Origin of the sequence: Alcaligenes faecalis (genome assembly GCF_009497775.1) — a bacterium.
Lineage (GTDB): Bacteria > Pseudomonadota > Gammaproteobacteria > Burkholderiales > Burkholderiaceae_B > Alcaligenes > Alcaligenes faecalis_D.
Window position 1 is genome coordinate 11,898 of record NZ_CP031012.1, and the last position, 21,442, is coordinate 33,339.

General features: G+C 57.8%; 20 protein-coding genes. 7 read left to right on the forward strand and 13 right to left on the reverse strand.

All coding sequences use genetic code 11. The features are described from left to right. Positions 1 to 62 precede the first annotated feature (62 nt). On the forward strand, positions 63 to 518 hold the full coding sequence (locus DUD43_RS00060; RefSeq protein ID WP_153228635.1) for a GFA family protein: 456 nt from the start codon (positions 63 to 65) through the stop codon (positions 516 to 518). Positions 519 to 762: 244 nt separating this feature from the next. Here the strand turns inward: DUD43_RS00060 and DUD43_RS00065 are convergent, their stop codons facing one another. The 3 genes from DUD43_RS00065 to DUD43_RS19150 form a co-directional block, all read right to left on the reverse strand. Then, on the reverse strand, positions 763 to 1,947 hold the full coding sequence (locus DUD43_RS00065; protein ID WP_153228636.1) for a porin: 1,185 nt from the start codon (positions 1,945 to 1,947) through the stop codon (positions 763 to 765). 166 nt (positions 1,948 to 2,113) lie between these two features. Next, positions 2,114 to 3,037 carry a dihydrodipicolinate synthase family protein gene (locus tag DUD43_RS00070; RefSeq protein ID WP_153228637.1) on the reverse strand — a complete coding sequence of 308 codons (924 nt, stop codon included), beginning with the start codon at positions 3,035 to 3,037 and terminating at the stop codon, positions 2,114 to 2,116. 43 nt (positions 3,038 to 3,080) lie between these two features. Beyond that, positions 3,081 to 3,995, reverse strand: a complete 915-nt coding sequence (locus tag DUD43_RS19150) for a Rid family hydrolase (RefSeq protein ID WP_228125860.1) — start codon at positions 3,993 to 3,995, stop codon at positions 3,081 to 3,083. A 360-nt stretch (positions 3,996 to 4,355) separates the two neighbouring features. On the opposite strand from DUD43_RS19150, the gene DUD43_RS00085 reads away from it, so the two are divergent. The 4 genes from DUD43_RS00085 to DUD43_RS00100 are packed head-to-tail and all read left to right on the forward strand — an operon-like array spanning position 4,356 to position 7,877. Next, positions 4,356 to 4,892, forward strand: coding sequence for a helix-turn-helix domain-containing protein (locus DUD43_RS00085; protein WP_026483973.1), 537 nt, complete (start codon positions 4,356 to 4,358; stop codon positions 4,890 to 4,892). Between the two features lie 43 nt (positions 4,893 to 4,935). Then, positions 4,936 to 6,165 (forward strand): NAD(P)/FAD-dependent oxidoreductase, encoded by a 1,230-nt coding sequence (locus DUD43_RS00090; RefSeq protein ID WP_153228638.1) that lies wholly within the window; start codon positions 4,936 to 4,938, stop codon positions 6,163 to 6,165. After that, positions 6,158 to 6,448, forward strand: coding sequence for a (2Fe-2S)-binding protein (locus tag DUD43_RS00095; protein ID WP_042485073.1), 291 nt, complete (start codon positions 6,158 to 6,160; stop codon positions 6,446 to 6,448). The genes DUD43_RS00090 and DUD43_RS00095 overlap by 8 nt, the downstream gene beginning before the upstream one ends. Continuing rightward, the gene (locus tag DUD43_RS00100) at positions 6,441 to 7,877 is read left to right on the forward strand and encodes an NAD(P)/FAD-dependent oxidoreductase (RefSeq protein ID WP_153228639.1); all 1,437 of its coding nucleotides are present in this window, start codon (positions 6,441 to 6,443) and stop codon (positions 7,875 to 7,877) included. The genes DUD43_RS00095 and DUD43_RS00100 overlap by 8 nt, the downstream gene beginning before the upstream one ends. 76 nt (positions 7,878 to 7,953) lie before the next feature. Here DUD43_RS00100 and DUD43_RS00105 read toward each other — a convergent pair whose 3' ends face one another. The 7 genes from DUD43_RS00105 to DUD43_RS00135 form a co-directional block, all read right to left on the reverse strand. Then, on the reverse strand, positions 7,954 to 8,628 hold the full coding sequence (locus DUD43_RS00105) for a GntR family transcriptional regulator (protein WP_153228640.1): 675 nt from the start codon (positions 8,626 to 8,628) through the stop codon (positions 7,954 to 7,956). A gap of 70 nt (positions 8,629 to 8,698) precedes the next feature. Beyond that, complete coding sequence (locus DUD43_RS00110) at positions 8,699 to 10,468, reverse strand: TRAP transporter large permease (RefSeq protein ID WP_109089816.1); 1,770 nt, start codon at positions 10,466 to 10,468, stop codon at positions 8,699 to 8,701. Next, entirely contained in the window at positions 10,465 to 11,058 is a 594-nt protein-coding gene (locus DUD43_RS00115; protein WP_045930479.1) for a TRAP transporter small permease subunit, read from the reverse strand. The genes DUD43_RS00110 and DUD43_RS00115 overlap by 4 nt, the downstream gene beginning before the upstream one ends. A 169-nt stretch (positions 11,059 to 11,227) precedes the next feature. Continuing rightward, positions 11,228 to 12,238 carry a PDR/VanB family oxidoreductase gene (locus DUD43_RS00120; RefSeq protein WP_153228641.1) on the reverse strand — a complete coding sequence of 337 codons (1,011 nt, stop codon included), beginning with the start codon at positions 12,236 to 12,238 and terminating at the stop codon, positions 11,228 to 11,230. Between the two features lie 51 nt (positions 12,239 to 12,289). Then, positions 12,290 to 13,795, reverse strand: coding sequence for a Rieske 2Fe-2S domain-containing protein (locus DUD43_RS00125; RefSeq protein WP_042485031.1), 1,506 nt, complete (start codon positions 13,793 to 13,795; stop codon positions 12,290 to 12,292). A 34-nt stretch (positions 13,796 to 13,829) separates the two neighbouring features. Then, complete coding sequence (gene ilvC, locus DUD43_RS00130) at positions 13,830 to 14,891, reverse strand: ketol-acid reductoisomerase (protein ID WP_416202953.1); 1,062 nt, start codon at positions 14,889 to 14,891, stop codon at positions 13,830 to 13,832. Between the two features lie 74 nt (positions 14,892 to 14,965). Next, complete coding sequence (locus tag DUD43_RS00135; RefSeq protein ID WP_153228643.1) at positions 14,966 to 15,871, reverse strand: LysR substrate-binding domain-containing protein; 906 nt, start codon at positions 15,869 to 15,871, stop codon at positions 14,966 to 14,968. A 169-nt stretch (positions 15,872 to 16,040) separates the two neighbouring features. Here DUD43_RS00135 and DUD43_RS00140 point away from each other — a divergent pair, with 169 nt between their 5' ends. After that, the gene (locus tag DUD43_RS00140; protein ID WP_042485022.1) at positions 16,041 to 16,880 is read left to right on the forward strand and encodes a class II aldolase/adducin family protein; all 840 of its coding nucleotides are present in this window, start codon (positions 16,041 to 16,043) and stop codon (positions 16,878 to 16,880) included. Between the two features lie 74 nt (positions 16,881 to 16,954). After that, on the forward strand, positions 16,955 to 18,037 hold the full coding sequence (locus DUD43_RS00145; RefSeq protein WP_026483962.1) for a TRAP transporter substrate-binding protein: 1,083 nt from the start codon (positions 16,955 to 16,957) through the stop codon (positions 18,035 to 18,037). On the opposite strand, the gene DUD43_RS00150 is transcribed toward DUD43_RS00145, so the two are convergent. The 3 genes from DUD43_RS00150 to DUD43_RS00160 all read right to left on the reverse strand — a co-directional run bounded on the left by DUD43_RS00150 (position 18,032) and on the right by DUD43_RS00160 (position 21,254). Next, entirely contained in the window at positions 18,032 to 18,733 is a 702-nt protein-coding gene (locus tag DUD43_RS00150) for a GntR family transcriptional regulator (protein ID WP_153228644.1), read from the reverse strand. The two genes, DUD43_RS00145 and DUD43_RS00150, sit on opposite strands and share 6 nt — an antisense overlap. Before the next feature lie 68 nt (positions 18,734 to 18,801). Further along, complete coding sequence (locus tag DUD43_RS00155) at positions 18,802 to 19,899, reverse strand: porin (protein ID WP_153228645.1); 1,098 nt, start codon at positions 19,897 to 19,899, stop codon at positions 18,802 to 18,804. Continuing rightward, positions 19,896 to 21,254: an MFS transporter gene (locus DUD43_RS00160; RefSeq protein WP_153228646.1), complete on the reverse strand. Its 1,359-nt coding sequence runs from the start codon at positions 21,252 to 21,254 to the stop codon at positions 19,896 to 19,898. Before DUD43_RS00160 ends, DUD43_RS00155 begins: the two co-directional genes overlap by 4 nt. Between the last annotated feature and the right edge of the window lie 188 nt (positions 21,255 to 21,442).

The window sequence follows — 21,442 nt, forward strand, 5'->3', positions numbered from 1 at the left end:
TGGCGGATCATGATTTAGCATGACATTTCCCGCCCTGGACTTATTGTGATTCAAAGCCATTCATGACTGAAAACACCCCTGATACTCGCCCTGTGCATAAAGCGGCCTGCCATTGCGGAGCCGTTCGTTTCAATGTGAAGCTGACAGACGGCCTGCGTTCGGCGCGCCGTTGCAATTGCTCGTATTGCCGCATGCGCGGGGCGGTGGCGGTGTCGGCCAACCTGGCAGATATTCAGGTAGAGCAAGGGCAGGATGCTCTGACCCTTTATCAGTTCAACACCGGGCAGGCCCGGCATTATTTCTGTTCGCATTGCGGGATTTATACCTTCCATCAGCGCCGCTCCAACCCGGAGCAGTATGGTGTGAATGTGGCCTGTATTGAAGGCATGAGCCCCTTTGATTTTGAAGAGGTGCCAGTCAGTGAAGGCCGCAGTCATCCCAAGGATCGTCCAGGTGGTGGCAGTGTGATTGCCGGTTGGGTGCGCTATCAGGCAAATCCCCAGGCGCAGGGTGACTGACGTTACCTGCCTGCTTTGTGCTACGACCAATAAGAAATACCCCCAAGCTGTACCTTCGGCTTGCAGCCCCCTCGAGAGGAGTTTTTTTTAACCACCGAGTCTTGGGACGGTCAGGCGGTAAAAAAACGCCCCTTACGGCTAGCGTAGAGGGGCGTATAAAAACAGATATCGCGGAACAGAATCGCGTATCTACGGAAAAACAGTACAGCGAGTTACGGCATGGCCCCCGAGGGGGCATCCCGCTTTAGAACTTGTGGTTAAAGGCCACGTACAGCTGCGTAGCACGTGCGTCTGGCAAGAAGGTCAGGTTCTGTGCATAGCCGCCGTATACGTACACCATGGTGCGCTTGGACAGGTCGTACTGGTAACCCACCGAGTACACGTGCTGACGTTTGGTTTGCGCATTGGGGCCGGTAATGCTCTCTGGCAAGCTGCGTGGATCAGCCATGTTCCAGCCCAGCGAGAAGCGCCCACCGGCCAGGGGTGTGGTCACCCCAAAGGAGTAGGAGTTGATCCGCAAGCCTGGAACGGCCGCAAAGGATGGCAGCGGGTTGGTGACGTTGCTCAGGCCAAAGACCTGGGTGGCGAACAGACCATCGCGAGTCTGGCCGATACCGGCAAACACTTTGACGACATCAAAGTCGTAGCTGGCCGCACCCGCCCAGGCGCTGACACGGGTGGAGTCGGCAGCAGGACGTGCACCGCTGGCAGACTGTTTATTGATGTGCAGTTGGTCGTACACCAGAGCGGCACTCAAGGGGCCGTTGTTGTAGCGCAGGCCGGTGGTCACTGCACGGATATTGTTGTCCTTGCTGTTGGTGCCATCCGGGTGCTCGCTATCCCAGTGCTGCTTGCCGTTGATGTTGAAGGAATAGCCAATACCGAACTGAAAGCCGTTCAGCGTGGGCGATTGGTATTGGATCTGGTTGTCGTAACGCACCGTGTTGGCCACGCTGAAGGTCGATCCAAAGCCTACAATCCCGCCGCCGCCACCCAAGGGGTGAGCCATGCTGAAGTATTCGGTCGGCATATTGTTTTTCAGGCCGAAATCCACCTGCCCCCAGTCCTCGCCTGCCAGACCCAGTGTGGCCTGACGGCCGAACAGGCGACCACCCTGGATGGATTGGCCGGTGGGCACATCAAAGCCGCTTTCCAGCACAAACTTGGCTTGCAGCCCGTTGCCCAGATCTTCCGTGCCACGGATACCCCAGCGGCTGCCAAAGTGCACCCCGCTGTTGGGGCCCAGACGCGAGGTCTTGAACTCGGTAGCATCGGTTCGATCACGGCTGTAGCTGCTATTGCCTTTGTTCATGTCGTAGCCAACACCCGTGTCCAGAATCCCGTACAGGGTGATGGATGCGTGGGCTGCCGAGCTGGCCATCAGTAAAAACAGGGCCGTACCGACAGCGGTTTTATTTCTTGTTTTCAATTCCTCTTCTCCTTCGTGGTAGATAAAAAAAGCGTGCAGCAATCCCCCTACCGCAAGTGATGCAGCAAGAAACAGGCGCAACAAAGCAGGCAGGGCAAAGTGCCTGCGCCGTGTATCAGCGAAGGGGGTGTGGGGGCGAGTACCGGCGGTACTCGCAACAGGGGTCTTAGATCAGCTCAAGCTCGACCAAAGTTTGGCGTATCACTTCTATCTCGGTGTCCTCGACCTCCAGAATGGGGCGGCGTACATAGGGCTGCACGGGTACGCCGCGCATCTTGAATGCAACTTTCAGCACCGAAGGTGAAGAGCCGTAGCGGCCGATCAGCTCGGGTGTGTACCAGCGTTGCAGAATCTGTATGTCTTTCTGGCCGCAGGCGCGGGCAGCGTCTATATCGCCGCGCCAGATGTGGTTGTAAAAATCGGGCTGATAACGGCCCAGCACACCGCCTGCGCCAATCGTGCCATCGCCATCCACACTTTGCAGCAGGGACAGGCCGTGCTCATCCATGCGAAAGCCGTACACGCGGACCTTGTCTTTCAGGCGGAACAGCGTCTTGATGAATTGTTCAATGCTGGGGCTGGATTGCTTGATGCCGACGACACCATCGATATCGCTTAACTGCTCCAGCAAATCAACGGACAGGTCGATCCCGGTTCCGGCAGGCCAGTTGTAAATCACGATAGGCAGGGTGATTTCTTTGGCGATCTGCTGGTAAAAGGCCAGGATTTCCTTGTCATTGGGGCGTACATACGGGGGCGGCGCAATCACGACCCCTTCATAGCCCAGTGCCTGGGCCTCTTGAGCAAGAGCGACCACTTCGGCGGGTGTGTAGCCGGTACAGCCCGCCAGCAAAGGCAGCTTGCCGCGCATGGCGTCGGCACTGGCGCGGAACAGGTCTACTCGCTCCTGGTTGGACAGGCTGGTCCATTCGCTGGTGGTGCCGCCTACAAACAGACCGTGCATGCCCTCGGCATGCAGCCATTCCAGCATGCTGTGCAGTGCCGGTACATCCAGCTGTCGTGCTTCATCAAAAGGGGTGATGATGGTCGGGATATAGCCCTTCCAGTTCACCCTGTGTTTCTTGCTCATGTGTGTCACTTGTATGGGTTGAAGAAAAGAGGAGGCCTCTGGCTCAGGGCAGACGTGCAGTGGCTTCGATCTCGACCAGCATGTCTGGCAGCGCCAGATTGGCGACTCCCAGCAAGGTGTTGGCAGCCGGTTCGGCCCCCTCGTAAAACTCGTTGATCAGTGCGCAGATCGGGCCCAGCTCTTCAGGTGTGTGGCCGACCAGGTAGGTGCGCAAACGCACGACATCGCGCGGGCTGGCACCGGCTTCTTTCAGGACGGTTTTCAGGTTCTGCAAAGCCTGGCGGGTTTGTGCGATGCGATCGCCTGCGCCCACCAACTGCCCTTCACCGTTCCAGGCGACTTGTCCGGCCAGATGCACGGTGCGGCTGTTGTCCTGCACGACCGCGTGCGAGAAACCGAAGTTGGTGCTGTTGTAGAGCGATGCCGGATTCACGCACTCACGGCCCTGGGGGGCGTTCAGTGGCTGACTGCGTTGGACCAGTTCAAAAATATTGCCCCAGGGGTCGGTGAAGTACTGGAATTGAGCCCCGGCGGTCGGGCCGGTATCAAAGGCGATGCGGTCCAATACTGTGCAGCCGTGCTGTTCAAGTTGTGCAACTGCCTGATCCAGATCGGCCACCAGAAAACCCAGGTGATGTGCACCCACATGGTTGGACTTCAAGGCTTTTTGGGTGTCGCTGGCAGGTTGCGCGTAGGCAAACAGTTCGATATGAAAGCCATTGGGCAGCACCATAAAGGCCAATTCCAGCTTGGCATCAGGTACGTCCAGGTGGGCGTGGGTCCAGTCTTTGCCTTGAGCAGAACGGGGCAGCTCGGCACTGTTGATGGGCCCCAGACGGTAGAGCTGGCGGGCACCAAACAGGCGTTCATAAAAAGCAATGGCCGCATCCAGATCGGGTACGGTCCAGGCGGCGTGATCAATTTGTTCAATAGCCAATGGCAAAACAGGCGATGTCATGAAGTCTCCGTTTATGCCCGTACAGGGGCTGTATACAAGATTGTGCAATAAAACTGCACATAATTTACGGTTAAATAATACTTTAGGCCTGTAGTTTTTTGTTGAAAAACCGGACTACGTATTTTCCCTAGGTTAAATATTGTTTAAAAACAATAGCTTGTGATTGCCATTTGTGGCGTTCATATCGGTGCTGCGTGTAAAGTGCTTGTGCACACGTGTAAAGTCTGGAAGAATTCAGCACTGAAACTGCACGGTTTGTGCAGTTTCGGAACATGCATTTGCACACCATTAGGCTGCCTCTCTTACCCTATAATTCGTGAAGTTCGGCTACACATAACTACACGAACATAGGACTTCAGAATGATAGGCAAACGACTTCATGAGCTGCGCGTGGCCAAGGGTCTGTCCCTGCGGGAGCTGGGTCAGATGGTCAAGCTCTCGCCCACGCTGCTCAGTCAGGTAGAACGCGGTGTCACCACACCCAGTTTGACGACCCTGCGCAAGCTCAGCGGGATCTTTGGGGAATCCATGTCTTCCTTGTTCATGGATACCAGCAAGGGGCCGTCGGTATGGATCAGCCGCCCAGGTGAACGCATGTTGTTGCGTGGCCCGCGTGGGGGCGTCGTCTATGAACGGCTCACCCGTGGCAATGGCGAGATGGAAGTGTTCCGGGCTGTTTACGAAGTTGGTCAACAGTCCATGGACGATATGTCGCACCCGTCCCTGGAAAGTGTCTATGTGGTCCGGGGTGTCATTACTGCAGAGATTGATAAGGTAAGTTTTGACGTCAAAGCTGGCGAGAACATCAGCTTTGATGCACGCCAAAGCCACCGTTACCTGAACCGGGGAACGGAGGAAGCGGAAATCATCATGTCGATTACCCCGCCCGTCCCCTGATTTGTCTTGATCCGGGGCGAACGGTGTACCGCATCACTACACTATGAGCCCCAAGCCTGATTCTCTTTCCCCCCTACCTGCCTGTGCCCCTGGCTCCCTGCCCGCCCGGACGGATGTCCTGATCATTGGCGGCGGGCTGCTGGGCTGTGCCGCTGCCTATTATCTGAGCCTGGCAGGGGTGCCTGTGACCTTGATCGAACAAGGTGAGCTGGGCCTGCAGGCATCCAGCCAGAATGCGGGCAGCCTGCATTTCCAGATGGAATACCGCATGATCGAGGCGGGCCTGGAGGCCAGCAAACGCGCCTTGCAAGCCATGCCCTTGCATGTGGACGCCATTGCCCGCTGGCGGGCTCTGGAAGATCAGTTGGGTGTGTCGGTGGGTGTGCGCCAGAAAGGTGGTTTCATGCTGGCGGAAACGGCACAGCAAGCCCAGGTTCTGGAACAAAAAAGCCGTCTGGAAAACCAGGCCGGGCTGAAGGTGGAGCTACTGGACCGGGCCGCATTACAAGCCAAAGCGCCCTATTTGTCGGACTCCGTGCTGATGGGGGCTTTTTGTGCTGACGAAGGCAAGGCCGACCCGCGCCGTGCCAGTCTGGCCCTGGCCGCCGCCGCACGTGCTCTGGGGGCACAGATCGTCAGCCAATGCCAGGTTGTGGACTTGAAGCGTGTGGGTTCTGACTGGCAGGCCCAAGTGCTCAGTGGCGAGCAATGTCGCAGCAAGCAGGTTCTGATTGCTGCCGGTGTCTGGTCCGGGCGCATTGCGCAAATGACAGGTTCGCAGTTACCCGTCAGCCCGATTGCTCTGACCATGACGGCCACCGCGCGCACCGCTCCCTTCATGGATTACCTGTTCCAGCACGTGGGGCGACGCCTCTCCTTGAAGCAAACGGCAGAAGGCACGGTGCTGATTGGCGGCGGTTGGCCTTCCAAACTGCATCATCGTAATGGGATCGCGGATCTGGAACGCAAACCCAGCCTGAACCTGGATTCTTTGCAACGCAGCGTGCATACCGCCTGCAGCGTGGTCCCCCAACTGGCCTCCTTGCCCGTGTTGCGCTCCTGGACCGGGGTGACCTCTTTGGTGTCGGACCAATTGCCTTTGCTAGGTCAGGTGCCGCACCGCCCCGGTTTGTTCATTGCCACCGGCGGAGCCGCATTCACCCTGGGTTTGACCTACGCCCATTTGCTGGTGGCGCAGATGCTGGGCCAGCCGCCCAGTCTGGATATCTCTGCCTATGATCCTGATCGCTTTAGGAGTTTGACCTTTGCCTGACGCACAACGCTTGCTGCACAAACGCCAGCGCTTCGAGCCTGCCGTGGTGACTATTAATGGTCATGAGACCGCCTGTTATCTCGGTGAAACGGTGGCGACAGTCTTGCTGGCGGCTGGAGTCGGTGCCTTTCGCCGTACCGCCAGTGGTGCACCCCGTCGCCCGGTGTGCAATATGGGTGTGTGCTTTGACTGCATTGTGACCATTGACGGTATGCAGGGGCAGCGCAGTTGCATGACCACGGTGCGTAGCGGTATGCAGATCGAGGTAGCCGACCATGTCTGACATTCTGGATTTATTGATTGTGGGGGCAGGTCCGGCAGGACTGTCTGCGGCCCGTATTGCCAGCTCACAGGGTTTAAGCGTGGCCGTGCTGGACGAGCAGCCGCGCTTTGGCGGGCAGGTGTTCAGGCAGGCGCCCGAGGAGTTTGCAGCGGCGGATCCGGACTCCATGCACACCTATCCTTTTTCACACAGCTTGTTTGAATGGGCGCGTGGTACCACGGCCGTGCAGTGGCATTCCAGTACCCTGGTGTGGGGGATTTTTGACGATCCGCAGGATGAGCATGTGCGTCAGATCGGCATTGCTGGCCCACAGGGGGCTTCCGTGCTGAAAGCCCGCCGAGTGCTGATTGCGACCGGGGCCTATGACTTGCCCGTGGCCTTTCCCGGCTGGACCTTGCCGGGCGTGCTGAGCGCGGGTGGGGTGCAAACCATGATCAAGAGCCAAAGCCTGATGCCGGGGCAACGTTTTTTGCTGGTGGGCGGCCATCCCTTGCTGCTTTTGGTCGCAGAGCTGTTGCTGGATGCCGGTGCACAGATTGCCGAAGTTGCCATTGCTCGCAGCTTGCCGTCCATGAAGGAAATGCTGCGCGCTACACGTGCTCTACCGGGACAGTCCAGACTGGTTAAGCAACTGCTGGCGATTTTGCTGAAACTGCGTCGTCATGGCGTGCCTTTGCGCTTTGCAACGGGTATAGAGCGTGCCCATGGGGACGAGTCCGTTCAGGCTGCCACGCTATGTAAAGTGGATCAAAACTGGCACGCCATCGCGGGTACACAAAGACGTGTAGAGGTAGACACGGTGGTCGTGGGTTATGGCCTGCTCGCCAGTACGGAACTGGCACGTCAGGCTGGCTGTGCCGTGAGGTGGGACAGCGCTGCTGGCGGCTGGCTGGTACAGCATGATGACAGGCTGCACAGTACTCAGTCAGGCGTGCTGGTTGCTGGAGAGCAGACGGGCATTGCAGGGGCATTCAATGCTCATCTGCAAGGTGAACTGGCCGCGTGGCAATGTGTGCTGGAATTGCAGCCGCCAACTGCCGTGACAGAGATAGAAAAAACCATTGCTGACCTGCAACTGCGCCTGGGTCGTAATCGTCGTTTTACTGACACCGTTATTACCTTGTCGGCCCCCAAGCTGGAGGCATTGGCCCAGGCGATCACCCCGGATACCGTGGTGTGCCGCTGCGAGGAAGTCACGGCACAGGAGGTGAACCAGTTTCTGGACGCCCATCCTTATGTGGCGGACATCAACAGCATCAAACTGGCCTGCCGTACCGGAATGGGGATGTGTCAGGGGCGCTATTGCCAGCACACCGTGGCGCAGATGCTGGCCAGCCGTTTGGGTAGGGGCATAGATCAGGTTGGAATTTACAAGGCCCAGGCGCCTGTGAAGCCTGTGCCGGTAGCGGCGCTGGCGGGAATGGAGTAAGGGGAGTCCTCCTGATAAAGGACGTACAGTGGAATGAAGAACGCCCCTTTAACAGGGGCGTTCTTTTGTATTGTCCTCAGGCCGGCTGTTCCAGTATTTCCTGCAGGCGGCTCAGCAGTTTTTCACTGGCGTTGTGCATATGTCGCTCGCAGATGGCGAGTGCCCCAGCTTCGTCGCCAGAGGAAATGGCCGCAGCCAGTTCTTCATGTTCGTCCCAGATGGACAGACGCTGTTCTGCCGATTGCAGTACCGCCCCCATGACACGCCGCAGGTGTACCCAATGAACCTGTGCACTCTCGGCGATCATGGGGTTGCCCGACGCTTCGTAAATCGCTTTGTGAAAGGCTTCATCGGCTTCGATCATGGCGCGTACGTCATGACCACGAGCAACCTTGCGACCCAGACGGATCAGGTCCGGGTCCAGTACGGCACTTTGGCGTGCCGCCAGCTTGGTTGCCAACGCTTCCAAGGCGCCCCGCACCTGGTACAGATGCCCGATATGTTCCAGATCCAGCGGGGCCACCATGACGCCCCGCCCTTCGGCGTCTTGCAGCAATCCATCTTTCTTCAGGAGCTGGATGGCTTGCAACACGGGCGAGCGTGACACTTTGAGCTGCTCGGCAATGTCTTCCTGAGTGATTCGCGAGCCGGGGGCCAGGGAGCCGTCGCTGATGGCATCGAGCAGGATGCGGTAGACCTCGTCTACATAGTGTGGACGGGCCTGCAACTTACCGGAAAGCTTGGCATGCATGAGGTCTGGAACTCCGCTACAAACAAAAAACAAGTTAAGGCCGCAGCCTGACTGCGGCCCTGGGTTTACATCAGGGCGTGGTCCGCATGGATTGCAAGAGCGCCGCCATGGGGTCCTGGTCTGACGTCGCTTGTACCTCGAACGGGTTGCTTAGCGGGTCGTCTGCCTGTATTGCTCCTGGGCTGAGCATGGGGGCGGGACGGTTCAGCTGGAGCAGGATTTCTTCATCGCTCAGGCTGACTGTTTTATGCAAGCCTCCCGTTACCAGTTGCGGATAGGCAATCACAATACCCACCACCAGCAATTGTAGTACGACGAAGTAGGCTGAGCCCTTCCAGATCTGCTGGGTACGAACCCTTGGAATAGTTTGCTGGCTAACGGAATCTACATAGTCGGATCGAGGTGCCACGCTGCGCAAATACAACAAGGCAAAACCGAACGGGGGTGTCAGAAAGGAGGTTTGCAGGACCAGAGCAATCACGATACCGAACCAGATCAGATCAATGCCCAGGCTGTTGGCGACGGGTGCCAGTAAGGGGACCACAATGAATGCAATTTCAAAAAAGTCCAGGAACATGCCCAGCACAAAGATGATGGCGCTGACGGCAATGACAAAACCCAGTTCGCCGCCGGGAATGGCATCAAACAGGTGCTCTACCCACAAGTGGCCGTCTGCGGCACTGAATGTGAAGCTGAAGACGGTGGAGCCGATTAGGATGAACATCACGAAAATAGCCAGCTTGGCGGTATTTTCCAGAGCTTGATTGAGCAAGGACCAGTTCAGGCGTTTGCGTATCAAGGCCAGTATCAGCGCGCCAATTGCACCCATGGCCCCGCCTTCTGTTGGTGTGGCAATTCCCAGGAATATGGTGCCAAGGACCAGAAAGATCAGGATGACTGGTGGGATCAGGGCGAAGACAAAGCGTTCGGCCAGTTGCGAGAGCAGTCCCCAGCCTGTCACGCGATTTACCGTCGCAAACAGCAGCGCACTCAGGGAGGCGACAACCAGGGCGGTGATGGCCACTTGATCCGTGGGGGCCTGAGCCGGCTGGGAAAAGACCTGGGCCATGACTTCGTTGTGCAGGCCTGCCCAGGTAAACCCGATGAAGGCGCACAGCAGGACCAACATGCCCAGCGACCGTCGTCCGCTTGCACCAGTGGCCGTCACCTGACTTCTGGCCTGTTCTGGCAGTGCTGGCATCCAGGAGGGGCGGAACAAGGCCAGAACAATGACGAATGTAATGTAGATCACCAGCAGCAAGAGACCGGGGCCCAGTGCCGCTGCGTACATGTCTCCGACTGATCGACCCAATTGATCGGCCATCACAATCAGGACCAGAGACGGCGGCAACGCCTGTACCAGAGCACCGGAGGCGGTGATGACGCCCGTAGCAATTTCCGGCTTGTAGCCGTAGCGCAGCATGACGGGCAAGGAGATCAGGCCCATGGAGATCACCACCGCCGATGTGACGCCGGTGGAGGCGGCCAGCAGGGCCCCTACCAGGACAACCGAAACGGCCAGGCCACCACGGACAGCACCAAAGAGCTGGCCCATGGTTTCAAGCAGGTCTTCTGCCATGCCCGACCGTTCCAGGATGATGCCCATTAGCGTGAAAAAGGGGATGGCCAGCATGGTTTCGTTTTGCATGATGCCAAAGATGCGCAGCGGCAAAACCTGGAACAGATTGGTCGGAAACAGGTCCAGTGCAATGCCTAGTACGCCAAATACCAGGCCGGTGGCGGCCAGCCCGAAGGCCACAGGAAAGCCGGTCAGCAAGAGCACGATCAGGCTCAGGAACATGATGGGGACGAAGTAGTCCGTGATAAAGGTGGCAATCATCGTGCACCCTCCTGTGCGGTCGATAGTGCTTGGGCGGGCACCTGAATAGGCGTGTCCTGGGCATTATCTTCAGCAATGCAGTCCGGCCCTTTGCCTGTCAGGAACAGAATACGTTTGACCAGCTCGGCCAAGCCCTGAAGCAACAGCAGGCTAAAGCCGGCAGGAATCAGCAGATAGGCGGGCCAGCGTACAAGCCCGCCGGCATTGCCGGACATTTCACCCGAATGCCAGGCGGCGGTGAAGAAGCCCCAGCTCAGGTTGATGACAAAAATACAGAACGGGATCAGGACGACAACAATCCCGGCGATGTCGACCAGGTTGCGTCCCCGCGCCCCCAGGCGGGTGGAAACAAAGTCGATACGCACATGGCTGTTATGCAGAAATGCGTAGCCTCCTCCCAAGAGAAAGACAGCCGCATACAGGTACCACTGAGCTTCCAGCATGCCGTTGGAGCTCAGGTCAAAGGCCTTGCGAGTGATGGCGTTGCTGGCGCTCAGAATGGTGGTGGCCAGCAATAGCCATTTGATGATGAATCCGATACAGCGGTTCAGGTGGTCTATTCCCCCCACCATGGTTTTCAATGCAGTCATGTTTGTCTCCGCGAATATTGTTGTGTTCGTCGTTGTGCTGCCGGGGAGTGTTTGATGGCGGCCGTGTGCCAGCCGCGTTGTAGCAGGTGCTGTGGTGACTCCTTGGGCCATGAGCGTGCCCGAAGTAAATGGGGTGTGCCCTGGCGGGAGCCAGGACCAGGAGATGGCCTTACAGGTCCAGAACCAGTACGCCCGAGCGTGCGCGCGAAACGCAGGCGGTCAGGCAATGGCTTTGCTCGTCGGGACTGAGGATGTAGTCCTGGTGATCAACATCCCCTTGCAGGTAGTTGATGCGGCATGTGCCACACAGGCCCGATACGCAGGAGGTGGCAATAGGCACACCGGCTTGCGTCAAGGCATCGCTCAGGGATTGATCGGGAGCAACCTCAATGCACTGGCCGGTACTGGCAATTTGCGCCACGAAGGCACCGGGAGGCAGGGTATTGGCATTAGGGGCAGGTTCAGGTGCCTTGAAGTGTTCGCAATGCACGGAACCGGCAGGCCAGTGCGAGCTGGCCTGCGCACAGGCCTGCATGAAGCCGGCTGGGCCGCAGTAATACACGTGGGTGCCTTCAGCTGCATTGGCAAGCAAGTCCTGCAGGTTCAGACCTTGTGCGGGATTGCCGTTGTCCAGATGCAGATGCAGGCGGCCTTGCTCTTGCCATGTGAGCAGTTCGGAGCCAAAGGCGGCCGTATCGTGGCTGCGAGTGCAGTAATGCAATTCAAAGGGCTGGCCCTGCGATTCCAGAAAGTGGGCCATCGCCTTGATGGGGGTGATGCCTATCCCCCCGGCCAGCAGGATCGAGCGGCGTGCGTTCGGGTCCAGTCGGAAATGATTTCGAGGCGTGCTGACGGTGACTTGCTGCTGGACCTGCAGGGCGTCGTGCAAGGTGCGTGAGCCGCCTCGTCCATTGACATCGCGCAGGACAGCAATGACGTAACGGTGACGCTCATGAGGCGGGTTGCACAGCGAGTATTGGCGGATCAAGCCGGGTTGAATATGTACGTCTATATGGGCACCGGCCTCGAAGGCGGGCAACTCGCCACCCTGAGGACAGCTGAGTTCATAAGAATTGATGCCTTGTGCTTCGTAGCGGATTTGCCGGATCCGCAGTGACAGCAGCCCGTCCGGGTTGGTAGCCGCCTGGACGGGAGTGGCGGGTTCTGCAATGGCGTTCATGGCGCTCTCCGTATGGGGCACCCGCCCCTTTGGAGCGGGTGCGACAGGCGATCAGGATTCAGCAGCAACAGCGCTGAGCGATTGTTGAAGTTCCTGCATGCTCTGTTTGACGAAAGCCTCGCGCTCCGAGCCTTTCAGATTGTCGGCCGAGGTCAGGATGCGCACGATTTCGCGCGTGGCATGTCGGCGGCGTGCGACTTCCTGGGCCAAATCCTCGGACTCGGGAATCGCCAGGACATTGCCGGAGCAATAGCTGTTGGGGGCGCCACCACAATCTTTCAGCCATTGGGCAAAGCCTTCGGGGGTCGCGGCAGGGTTGGAGCCACGCAAGGCATCGCGCAACATCTTGCGGAACATGTACAGCCCGGCGTCGAACTTGGTCGGGTTCTCCAGAGCATGGACGGCAATCGGGCGTTGGCTGATGATGGCCTCGTAATCGCCTGGTGCCTGTTGGCATTCCTTGTAGTTGTGGCGGGCACGATGGTCGGACGGGATGGGTGGCAGATCTTCCAGCTTGTATTGTCCAAAGCGCTCGGGACGGCGCATCGCAACCTGCCCTTCCAGAAAGTCGATGGTCTCGTAGCCCACCATCTCCTTGTTACCCACTCCGCGTGTATCAATGCCAGGGCCCATGACGCGCCAGCCAATCATCTTGCTGTTCTGGTCGTCCACGGGAACGGTCCAGCGCACGATGTGAAAGCGGCTGAAAAACTTTTGCTGGGCACCGTCTTCGGAGGTGTAGGCATGCAGGCTCAGATTGGGCAGGACCTGGTGCTGAACACGGATAAACAGATTGTCCTTGCTGGCACGACGTGCACCCGCGCAGGCCAGGCTGCGGCCATTGTGTACAGGGATGAACTGCATGTCGGGCGCCACTTCCATGGAGGCCGCGCCTACTTCGTCAAAGGTGGTGCCCTGGTAGTTGCCGCCTACCACGTTCTTGGCGGCATGCAAGGCAGTGGGGTGGAAGTTGTCAGCGGCATTATCTTGTACTTGCAGCCAGTTGCAGTGCTGGAAATTGCTGAAAGCCACCAGCTCATCGCCGGGCATGACGGTGAAGTTTTCCTCCCATTCGGGGAAAGGAGGTTCGGCATCGGGTGGGCCCATATAGGCAAAAATCAGGCCATGGCGCTCGAAGGCCTTGTAAGCACCCTGACGGATGGAGCAGGCGTATTTCTCGCCCTCGGCCTCTTCGCCTTTTGGATAAGGGACATGCAGACAGGTTCCGTCTACGTCGAACACCATGCCGTGATAGCAACACATAATGCCCTTTTCCTGGATGGCACCGTACTCCAGGGAGGCACCACGGTGGGCGCAATGGGCGTGCAGCAGGCCGATCTGACCGCTTTTGTCGCGGAAGGCGACCAGCTCTTCCCCCATGATTTTCAGAAAACGTGGGGTATCGGTCAGTTCCGCTGCCATGCAGACGGGATGCCAGAAGCGGCGCATGTACTCGCCCATGGGCGTGCCAGGACCGACTTCGGTCAATTCAGGGTCGTGATCAGGAATGCGGTTGGTGTAATAGCCGCCGTAGGGAATCAGTTTCTTTTCGGTCATGTCGTCCTCGTGTACAGATCAATGGTGGAAAGGGTCAGGCTACTTTTCGGTCGACCAGCGCCTGGGCGCTGATCCAGGGCATCATGGCGCGCAGCTGCTCGCCGACGATTTCAAGGCGGTGGCGCTGGTTCAGGCGTCGATGGGCATTCAAGGAAGGTTGGCCGGCACGGCTTTCCAGGATGAAATTCTTGGCATAGGTGCCGTCCTGGATGTCGCGCAGCAAGGCTTTCATGGCCTGGCGTGTGTTTTCGGTCACGATGCGTGGACCGGCCTGGTATTCGCCAAACTCGGCATTGTTGGAGATGCTGTAGTTCAGGTTGGCGATGCCGCCCTCGTAGAGCAGGTCCACAATCAGTTTCAGTTCATGCAGGCATTCGAAATAGGCCATTTCTTCGGCATAGCCCGCCTCGACCAAGGTTTCGAAGCCACACTTGACCAGATCCACCATGCCGCCACAGAGCACCGCCTGTTCGCCAAATAAATCTGTTTCAGTTTCTTCACGAAAATCGGTTTCGATGACACCAGAGCGCCCGCCGCCATTGGCGATGGCGTAGGACAAGGCCAAGTCACGAGCCTGGCCGGAGCGGTCGGCCTGAATGGCGATCAGGTGTGGAACCCCGCCGCCTTCCACATAGGTGGAGCGCACCGTATGGCCGGGTGCCTTGGGGGCGACCATGATGACGTCCAGATCGTCGCGGGGCTGGATCTGGCCGTAATGGATGTTGAAACCGTGGGCAAAGCCCAGTGTGGCGCCGGGGCGGATGTGGGGGGCGACTTCCTGCTCGTAGACTCGGGCAATGTCCTCGTCAGGCAGCAGCATCATCACGATGTCGGCTTGTTGAACGGCAGACGGGATATCAGCCACAGCCAGACGGGCAATGGCGGCCTTTTGACGCGATGCACTGTTGGGGCGCAAACCCACGACCACTTCCACGCCAGAATCACGCAGATTCAATGCATGTGCGTGGCCTTGAGAGCCGTAGCCGATGATGGCAACCCGGCGTTGCTGCACCAGGGCCAGATCGCCGTCCTTGTCATAAAACACCTTCATACTGCCTCCTTTTTGTGAGTTCTGTGTTCTGTATACAGAGTTCAGTATTGTGGGGCGATATTCGAGGTGTCAAGGAAAAATTGGCAGGTCGGGGGAAATCCCTAGGGCAGAAATTTTGCTTAGCGCATCGGGGTCAGGCTGGCCTCGCGCAGCAGCCATTCACGCAGGTGTTCCACGCGTTTGAGCGTGTCGCGGTGATTGCGGTAGTAGAGAAAATGCATCTCGCGTTGCAGGCTGCGACCATTGGGGGCGGGCAAGACGATCAGTTCCCGATTATCCAGTTCGCGTTCGGCAAAGCGCTGTGTTTCCAGGCAGACACCCAACTGATCCACCGCTGCTGCAACTGCCATGGCACCGCGGTCAAAGGACAGACGTGGACCGGGGGAGGCCGCCATGCCATTGCTGCCAAACCAGTCGGCCCAACTGACCGGACTGATGGTGGAGTCGATCAAGGGCAAATGCAGGTACCAGGGCTGATGAAGAGCCAGACTGGCATAGAGTTTGGGCGAGCATAAAGGCAACAGGGGTTCAGGGTGCAGCGATTCCACCACTAGTCGAGGGTCGTGGCTGGGAGCATGTCCGTAGCTGATCACGCAGTCAATGTCGGTGGACTGATGCAGATCGGGTGGTGTGGCGTCCGTGCGTAGATGGATGGCCAGGCCGGGATGTTCCCGCATGAAGGCATGCAGACGCGGCCCCAGCCATTTCACCGCCAGGCTGGGTGCGCAATGCACAGTCAAGGCGTGCGCACTTGCGTTCTCGCCCTGCGTGTCCTCGCAAAGTCGGGCCAGCTTGTCCAGCAAGGGCGTCAGTTCCCGATAGAACTCCTGGCCCTGGCTGTTCAAGCTGACACGCCGGTTGTGACGTACGAACAGGCTACGTCCCAGATGAGTTTCCAGGCTTTTGACCTGATGGCTGATCGCAGAAGGAGTCAGGTGCAGCTCATCGGCCGCCAGGCTGAAACTCTCCAGCCGGGCGGCCGACTCAAAGGCTCGTAGCCAGGCGAAATTAGGGATGGCTCGCATAAGGGCGCCTTAAACAGGTGAATATTTTTAATCAATAGCTGAAAAAGCTTCGTTTGTCATTCATGGTTTTCGACCTCTACCATGGTTTTACGTTTCACCCGTACGCTGCGCTGGATGGGCTGGCGTGCGGGCAACGCAACATCTTGCCGAACCCGAAGGAGACCTTCCCATGAACGCTAAACCCGATATCAATGAAATTTTGGCCATGACGGGCCGAAAGTCGATTTATCAGCCCGAGCAGCAAGGCCTGATCTACCCGGAAGAGCCCCAGTTTGATTCTTTTGAAGAGGCGCGCACGCATTTGAAGCAGCGCCTGGTGGCCGCCTGCCGTGCCTTTGCCCTGCATGGTCTGGACTATGGTTTTGCAGGCCATCTGACCATTCGCGATCCCGAGCATCCCAGCCTGTACTGGACCAATCCCATGGCCGTGCACTTTGCTGACGTGAAGGTTTCGAACCTGATCCTGGCTGACCATGAAGGCAAGGTGGTGGAAGGGGATTACGCCCTGAACCGCGCAGGTTTCGTACTGCATGCCGCCGTGCACGAGGCTCATCCTGACATTGTGGCCATGTGTCATGCGCATACCGTCTATGGCACTGCCTTTGCCTCGCTGGGTCAGGAAATCCTGCCCATTACGCAGGATGCTGCCGCTTTTTTTGAAGACCATGTTGTCATTCGCGAAGAAGCCGGCCAGGTGGCGGTGGAAACCAAGGCCGGTCACAAAGTGGCTAACGCCTTTGCTGGCGTCAAGGCGGCGATCCACCAGAACCATGGCTTGCTGACGGCCAGCCGCCACAGCATTGAAGCCGCCGCTTTCTGGTTCATTGCGCTGGAACGCTGCTGCCAGCAGCAATTGATGATCGCTGCAACCGGCATGACGCCCACATTAGTGACCCCCGAACGTGCCCGTTACAGCCGTGAGCACGTAGGGAGCGAATACATTGGCTGGCTGCACTTTCAGCCTATCTGGGAAAACCTGTTGCGCACCCAGCCCGATATGTTTGATTGATCCGTCCCGCAGGCAGCTTGATCCGTTGGGGGCAAGCTGCTGACTTTGCATAAATAAAACGAGGAGAGACAAGCGTGGAACGACGAGCAATGCTGAAACTGACCGGCCTGGCCGGCATTGTGGCCAGTGGCATGGCCCCTGCGGTGGTCAAGGCGCAAGAGAATTTGCGCTGGCGACTGGCATCCAGCTTCCCCAAGCACCTGGATACGATTTATGGCGGAGGGGAAGTCTTTGCGCAGAAAGTGCGTGAGCTTAGCGATGGCAAGTTCAATATCTCCGTGCATGCGGGCGGGGAACTGATGCCGGCCATGGGTGTGGTCGATGCGCTGGAACAGAACTCGGTGGAGGCGGCCCACACAGCGCCCTACTATTTCTTTGGCAAGAATGAAGCGTTTGCCTTGAGCTGTGCCATTCCATTTGGCATGAACTCTCGTCAGCTGACGGCCTGGATGTACCACGGCAATGGTTTGAAGCTGACGCGCGACTTTTATGCCAACTACAACATCGTCAACTTCCCCTGTGGCAACAGCGGTGTGCAGATGGGCGGCTGGTTTCGCAAGCAGATCAATACCCCGGAAGATATACGGGGCCTGAAGATCCGGATTGGTGGTTTGCCCGGTAAAGTCATCGAGAAGCTGGGTGGCATTCCACAAAATATTGCCGGTGGCGAGGTGTACCAGGCACTGGAAAAAGGCGTTATTGATGCCGCCGAGTGGGTGGGGCCGTATGACGATTTGCGACTGGGCTTTCACAAGGTCGCACCCTATTACTATTACCCAGGATGGTGGGAAGGTTCAGTAGGGCTGGATCTGCTGGTCAACAAGAAAGCGTATGACGGTTTGTCGCAGCACTACAAAGATATTGTCTCGGCAGCCAGCACGTATGCGCATCTGGATATGCAGGCCAAATACGATGCCCGCAACCCAGGTGCCTTGAAAGAACTGGTCGGTCAGGGAGCCAAGGTCTTGCCTTTTTCCAAGGAAGTGCTGGATGCCTCATTCAAGGCGAGTGAGGAACTGTATGCCGAATTGAATGCAAGCAATCCGCAGTGGCGAACGATTTATGCGGATTACCGGGCGTTCCAAAAGGACGAGCTGCTGTGGTTCCGCTTCGCGGAAGCTCGCTTTGATCAGTACATGCAGTCCGTGTCTTTATGATCCGAAGGCGGGGGCTGAATCGATTTGCTGCCTACGCAAGAAATACGAAGCCTCCGCCAGCTTCAGGAACCCTACCATTTCAGTACGCGCATACTCCGGGTCTCCACTGGTCAGGGCCTTGCCCAGCTTTTCCAGTGCCTCTACCGTGACCTGGTAGTTATCGGTGTCGCTGGTATTGGCAAAGCGAACCTGGTTGGCGTGGTCGGCGGACATGGCGATGGCGTCCAGCAGGCGCTCGTTGTGTACGCATTGCAGCCAGGCCTGACGAAAGCTGGCGTTGGCGCTGAACATCAGGGCGGCGTCTTTGTGCACCATGGCCACTTTGGCCAGATCAATGGCTTTGCTAAGACCGGCATGTAACTGATCGCGGTCGGCAATGTTGACGGCCAGGGCGGCGGCAGCCGGTTCCAGAATGCGGCGTAATTCAAAGATGTCGCGCACCATGGCGTCGGTCAGCACGGGGACCTGAAATCCCCGTGTGGTGCTGTTCAATAAACCTTCGTTGACCAGTCGCAGCAGGGCCTGGCGTACGGGCATGCGGGTACAACCAAAGCGCTCGGCCAATTCGTAATCCAGCAGGCGGTCGCCGGGGTGCCAGTCGCCCGCGTTCAAACGCTTGCGAGTGTCCCGGTAAATGGTGTCTACCAGCGTTTCTGCTTTGCTTGCCTGTGTGGATTTACCAGTCGAAGTCGCCATACGAAACCGATCAGAAAAGAATGGATGATTGTATCGTACAGACCCCGCTGCGCTGATCGGGTTTGTGCCTAGAACTTGGTTCGTATCCCCACCCTGAACAAGGTCTGGTTACGCCCCGTGGAGCTGGGCATGCTGATCACGTTGGCCGTTGCGCCCTCGCCTTGCGCGTGCTGGATGATGGCCTGAGTATAGATATCCGTGCGCTTGGACAGGAAGTAGTCGGCCGTCAGGTTCAGCTGATGGTATTTGTTCGATCCCAGGGTGGTCAGCCCATAGCCCGGTCCCAGTACCAGATTGGGTGCTGCGCGCCAGGCAAAACCCAGCTGGTAGTTGCGGAAGGTATGGTTCTTTTGCTGGCCATCGGGAGCCACGTACAGGGCTTGTGAAAACACACCGTAGATGGTCACTTTATCGAAGGCGTAGTTTGCTCCTATACCCCAGTCGCGCAGGTAACGGCCACCGACTCGATTGGCTGCGCCACCGCCAGTCAGTGGGCTGATGTCCAGGCTGGCTTCCTGCACTTCGGTATAAGCAGCACCCGTCGCAAAATTGCCGTTTTTATAGTTGGCCGTAAAGCTGATGGTGCGCCCGGTTTGGGCCTGCCCTTCGCGCCGTTCCGGAAAGCCGTACATGGCACCCAGCTCAACACCGGCAAAGGATGGCGTCACGTATTTCACCGACTGATTGACCCGCTGGCCGCTCATGCGGTCGTTGTCCAAGGGGCTGTTGGAATAGCCGCCCGCCGACCAGGTGGGGGTGTAGAACGCCTGCAAGGTGTCGGTGAAGAAATCGTATTGTCTGCCCAGCTTGATGCTGCCCAGATAATCGGATTTCAGGCCCACCCAGGCCTGGCGGCCCCACAGTGCGCCGCCCTGTCCCATTTCGCCGGTCGCCATGGAGAAACCGTTTTCCAGCTGGAAGATGGCGCTCATGCCATTACCCAGGGATTCCGAGCCGCGCAGACCCAGACGGTTGCCCTGCATGACGCCGGTATCTAGCGTGGTTTTGGAGGGGCCGTTGGCGTTGCTGATCCAGGTCAGGCCCGCATCCAGAATGCCGTACAAGGTGACGTTGTTGCCGGTTTGCGCTGTGGCGCTGGAGCTGGCGATCAGCGTGGCCAGCCCAACACAGCCAGCCAACGCGATTTTTACGTGACGGCGCATCATTGGGCACCGCCTTTGCTGGGAACAGCGTGCAATTTGGCGGCCTGATCCAGGGCGTTTTGCTGGCGGGCAGATGGCAGGGCAAAGACGCACAAACCACCCAGCACAGCCAGGCCGGCAATGGTCAGCACAGCAGTGCTGGTGTTGCCGCTCATCTCTTGTGCCAGACCCATGGCGTAGGGGCCAAACAAGCCACCCAACGCGGCTACCGCATTGATCAGGGCATAGCCGGTTGCAGCGGCGCGGCCACTCATGAAATTACCGCCCAAGGCCCAGACCAGTGGCGTGCCACCAATGAACATGGCGGTGGCGATGATGACGCCAATAATGCGCACGGTTGGGTCCGGTGCCAAGGCCGTCATCAGTAGGCCGATAGCACCACCTGCGCAAGCAATGGCTAAGTGCCAGCGACGTTCCCCAAAGTAGTCGGAGGAGCGGCCCAGAATCAGCATGGCCAGAGCCGATGCGGCATAGGGCAAGGCGGCAATATAGCCAATGTGCGTCAGGTTCTTGATACCGGCTTCCTGAATGATGGTGGGCGTCCAGAAGATCACCGCATAAATGCCCAGGTTCAGGGACAGCAGCACGCAGGCTAGCCACCACACATTGGGTTTGCCCAGCACTTCAGCAATTTTGTCCTTGCGCGGCAGCTCGCGTTGCGCGTCCTGGTTCAGGGTGTGCAGCAAGGTTTTTTCTTCCTGACTCAGCCATTTGGCGTCTTCAGGACGGTTGGGCAAGGTCGCCCACAGCAAGGCGGCCACGAACACAGCAGGCAGACCCTGCAAGAGGAACAGCCATTGCCAGTTATGCAGGTGCTGGGATTCGGAAAATACATCCATGATCCAGCCCGACAGCGGGCCCACGATCATGCCACCTGCGGCAGCGGCGGTGACCAAAGTCGCCATGACGCGGCCCTGGCGTTGTGGGGGGAACCATTGCGCCAGGTAATACACCACGCCAGGCAGAAAACCGGCTTCAGCCACGCCCAGCAGGAAGCGGACGATATAGAACTGTGTGGGGGTGGTGACGAACATGGTCATCACGGACAGGATGCCCCAGGTGACCATGATGCGTGTCAGCCAGGCGCGTGCGCCAAAGCGGTACAGCAAGAGGTTGCTGGGGATCTCGAACAACAAAAAGCCCACGAAGAAAATGCCCGAACCCAGGCCATAGACCTCGGCCGAAAAATTCAGGTCTTGCAGCATTTGCAGCTTGGCAAAGCCCACATTGACGCGGTCGATGTAGGCAACGATGTAGCTGATGAACAGGATGGGCATCAGCCGCCAGAGGATTTTGCCGAAAAGCAGATCCTCGGCCTTGGAGGGGACCGAGTCTGCGGGGCGCGATTGTTGTCTCATGATAGTCCTTATTGGTAATCGCAGTAAGTGAATTCAGTTGAACTCATTTTTTGTGAATATATTCATTTTCATACTTGATGGTCAATAAGTGCTATAGGTATAAAACAACTTTGTAATTCATTAATTTATTGAAATTAAACAGATTTATAAAAAACAAAAAGCGAATTTCTAGTACAAACACCTAGACT

Excerpts from the sequence above, each read along its gene's own strand:
- DUD43_RS00060 (WP_153228635.1), top strand. The coding sequence starts at position 63 with ATGACTGAAAACACCCCTGATACTCGCCCTGTGCATAAAGCGGCCTGC.
- DUD43_RS00070 (WP_153228637.1), bottom strand. The coding sequence starts at position 3,037 with ATGAGCAAGAAACACAGGGTGAACTGGAAGGGCTATATCCCGACCATC.
- DUD43_RS19150 (WP_228125860.1), bottom strand. The coding sequence starts at position 3,995 with ATGACATCGCCTGTTTTGCCATTGGCTATTGAACAAATTGATCACGCC.
- DUD43_RS00085 (WP_026483973.1), top strand. The coding sequence starts at position 4,356 with ATGATAGGCAAACGACTTCATGAGCTGCGCGTGGCCAAGGGTCTGTCC.
- DUD43_RS00090 (WP_153228638.1), top strand. The coding sequence starts at position 4,936 with ATGAGCCCCAAGCCTGATTCTCTTTCCCCCCTACCTGCCTGTGCCCCT.
- DUD43_RS00100 (WP_153228639.1), top strand. The coding sequence starts at position 6,441 with ATGTCTGACATTCTGGATTTATTGATTGTGGGGGCAGGTCCGGCAGGA.
- DUD43_RS00105 (WP_153228640.1), bottom strand. The coding sequence starts at position 8,628 with ATGCATGCCAAGCTTTCCGGTAAGTTGCAGGCCCGTCCACACTATGTA.
- DUD43_RS00110 (WP_109089816.1), bottom strand. The coding sequence starts at position 10,468 with ATGATTGCCACCTTTATCACGGACTACTTCGTCCCCATCATGTTCCTG.
- DUD43_RS00115 (WP_045930479.1), bottom strand. The coding sequence starts at position 11,058 with ATGACTGCATTGAAAACCATGGTGGGGGGAATAGACCACCTGAACCGC.
- DUD43_RS00120 (WP_153228641.1), bottom strand. The coding sequence starts at position 12,238 with ATGAACGCCATTGCAGAACCCGCCACTCCCGTCCAGGCGGCTACCAAC.
- DUD43_RS00125 (WP_042485031.1), bottom strand. The coding sequence starts at position 13,795 with ATGACCGAAAAGAAACTGATTCCCTACGGCGGCTATTACACCAACCGC.
- DUD43_RS00135 (WP_153228643.1), bottom strand. The coding sequence starts at position 15,871 with ATGCGAGCCATCCCTAATTTCGCCTGGCTACGAGCCTTTGAGTCGGCC.
- DUD43_RS00140 (WP_042485022.1), top strand. The coding sequence starts at position 16,041 with ATGAACGCTAAACCCGATATCAATGAAATTTTGGCCATGACGGGCCGA.
- DUD43_RS00150 (WP_153228644.1), bottom strand. The coding sequence starts at position 18,733 with ATGGCGACTTCGACTGGTAAATCCACACAGGCAAGCAAAGCAGAAACG.
- DUD43_RS00155 (WP_153228645.1), bottom strand. The coding sequence starts at position 19,899 with ATGATGCGCCGTCACGTAAAAATCGCGTTGGCTGGCTGTGTTGGGCTG.
- DUD43_RS00160 (WP_153228646.1), bottom strand. The coding sequence starts at position 21,254 with ATGAGACAACAATCGCGCCCCGCAGACTCGGTCCCCTCCAAGGCCGAG.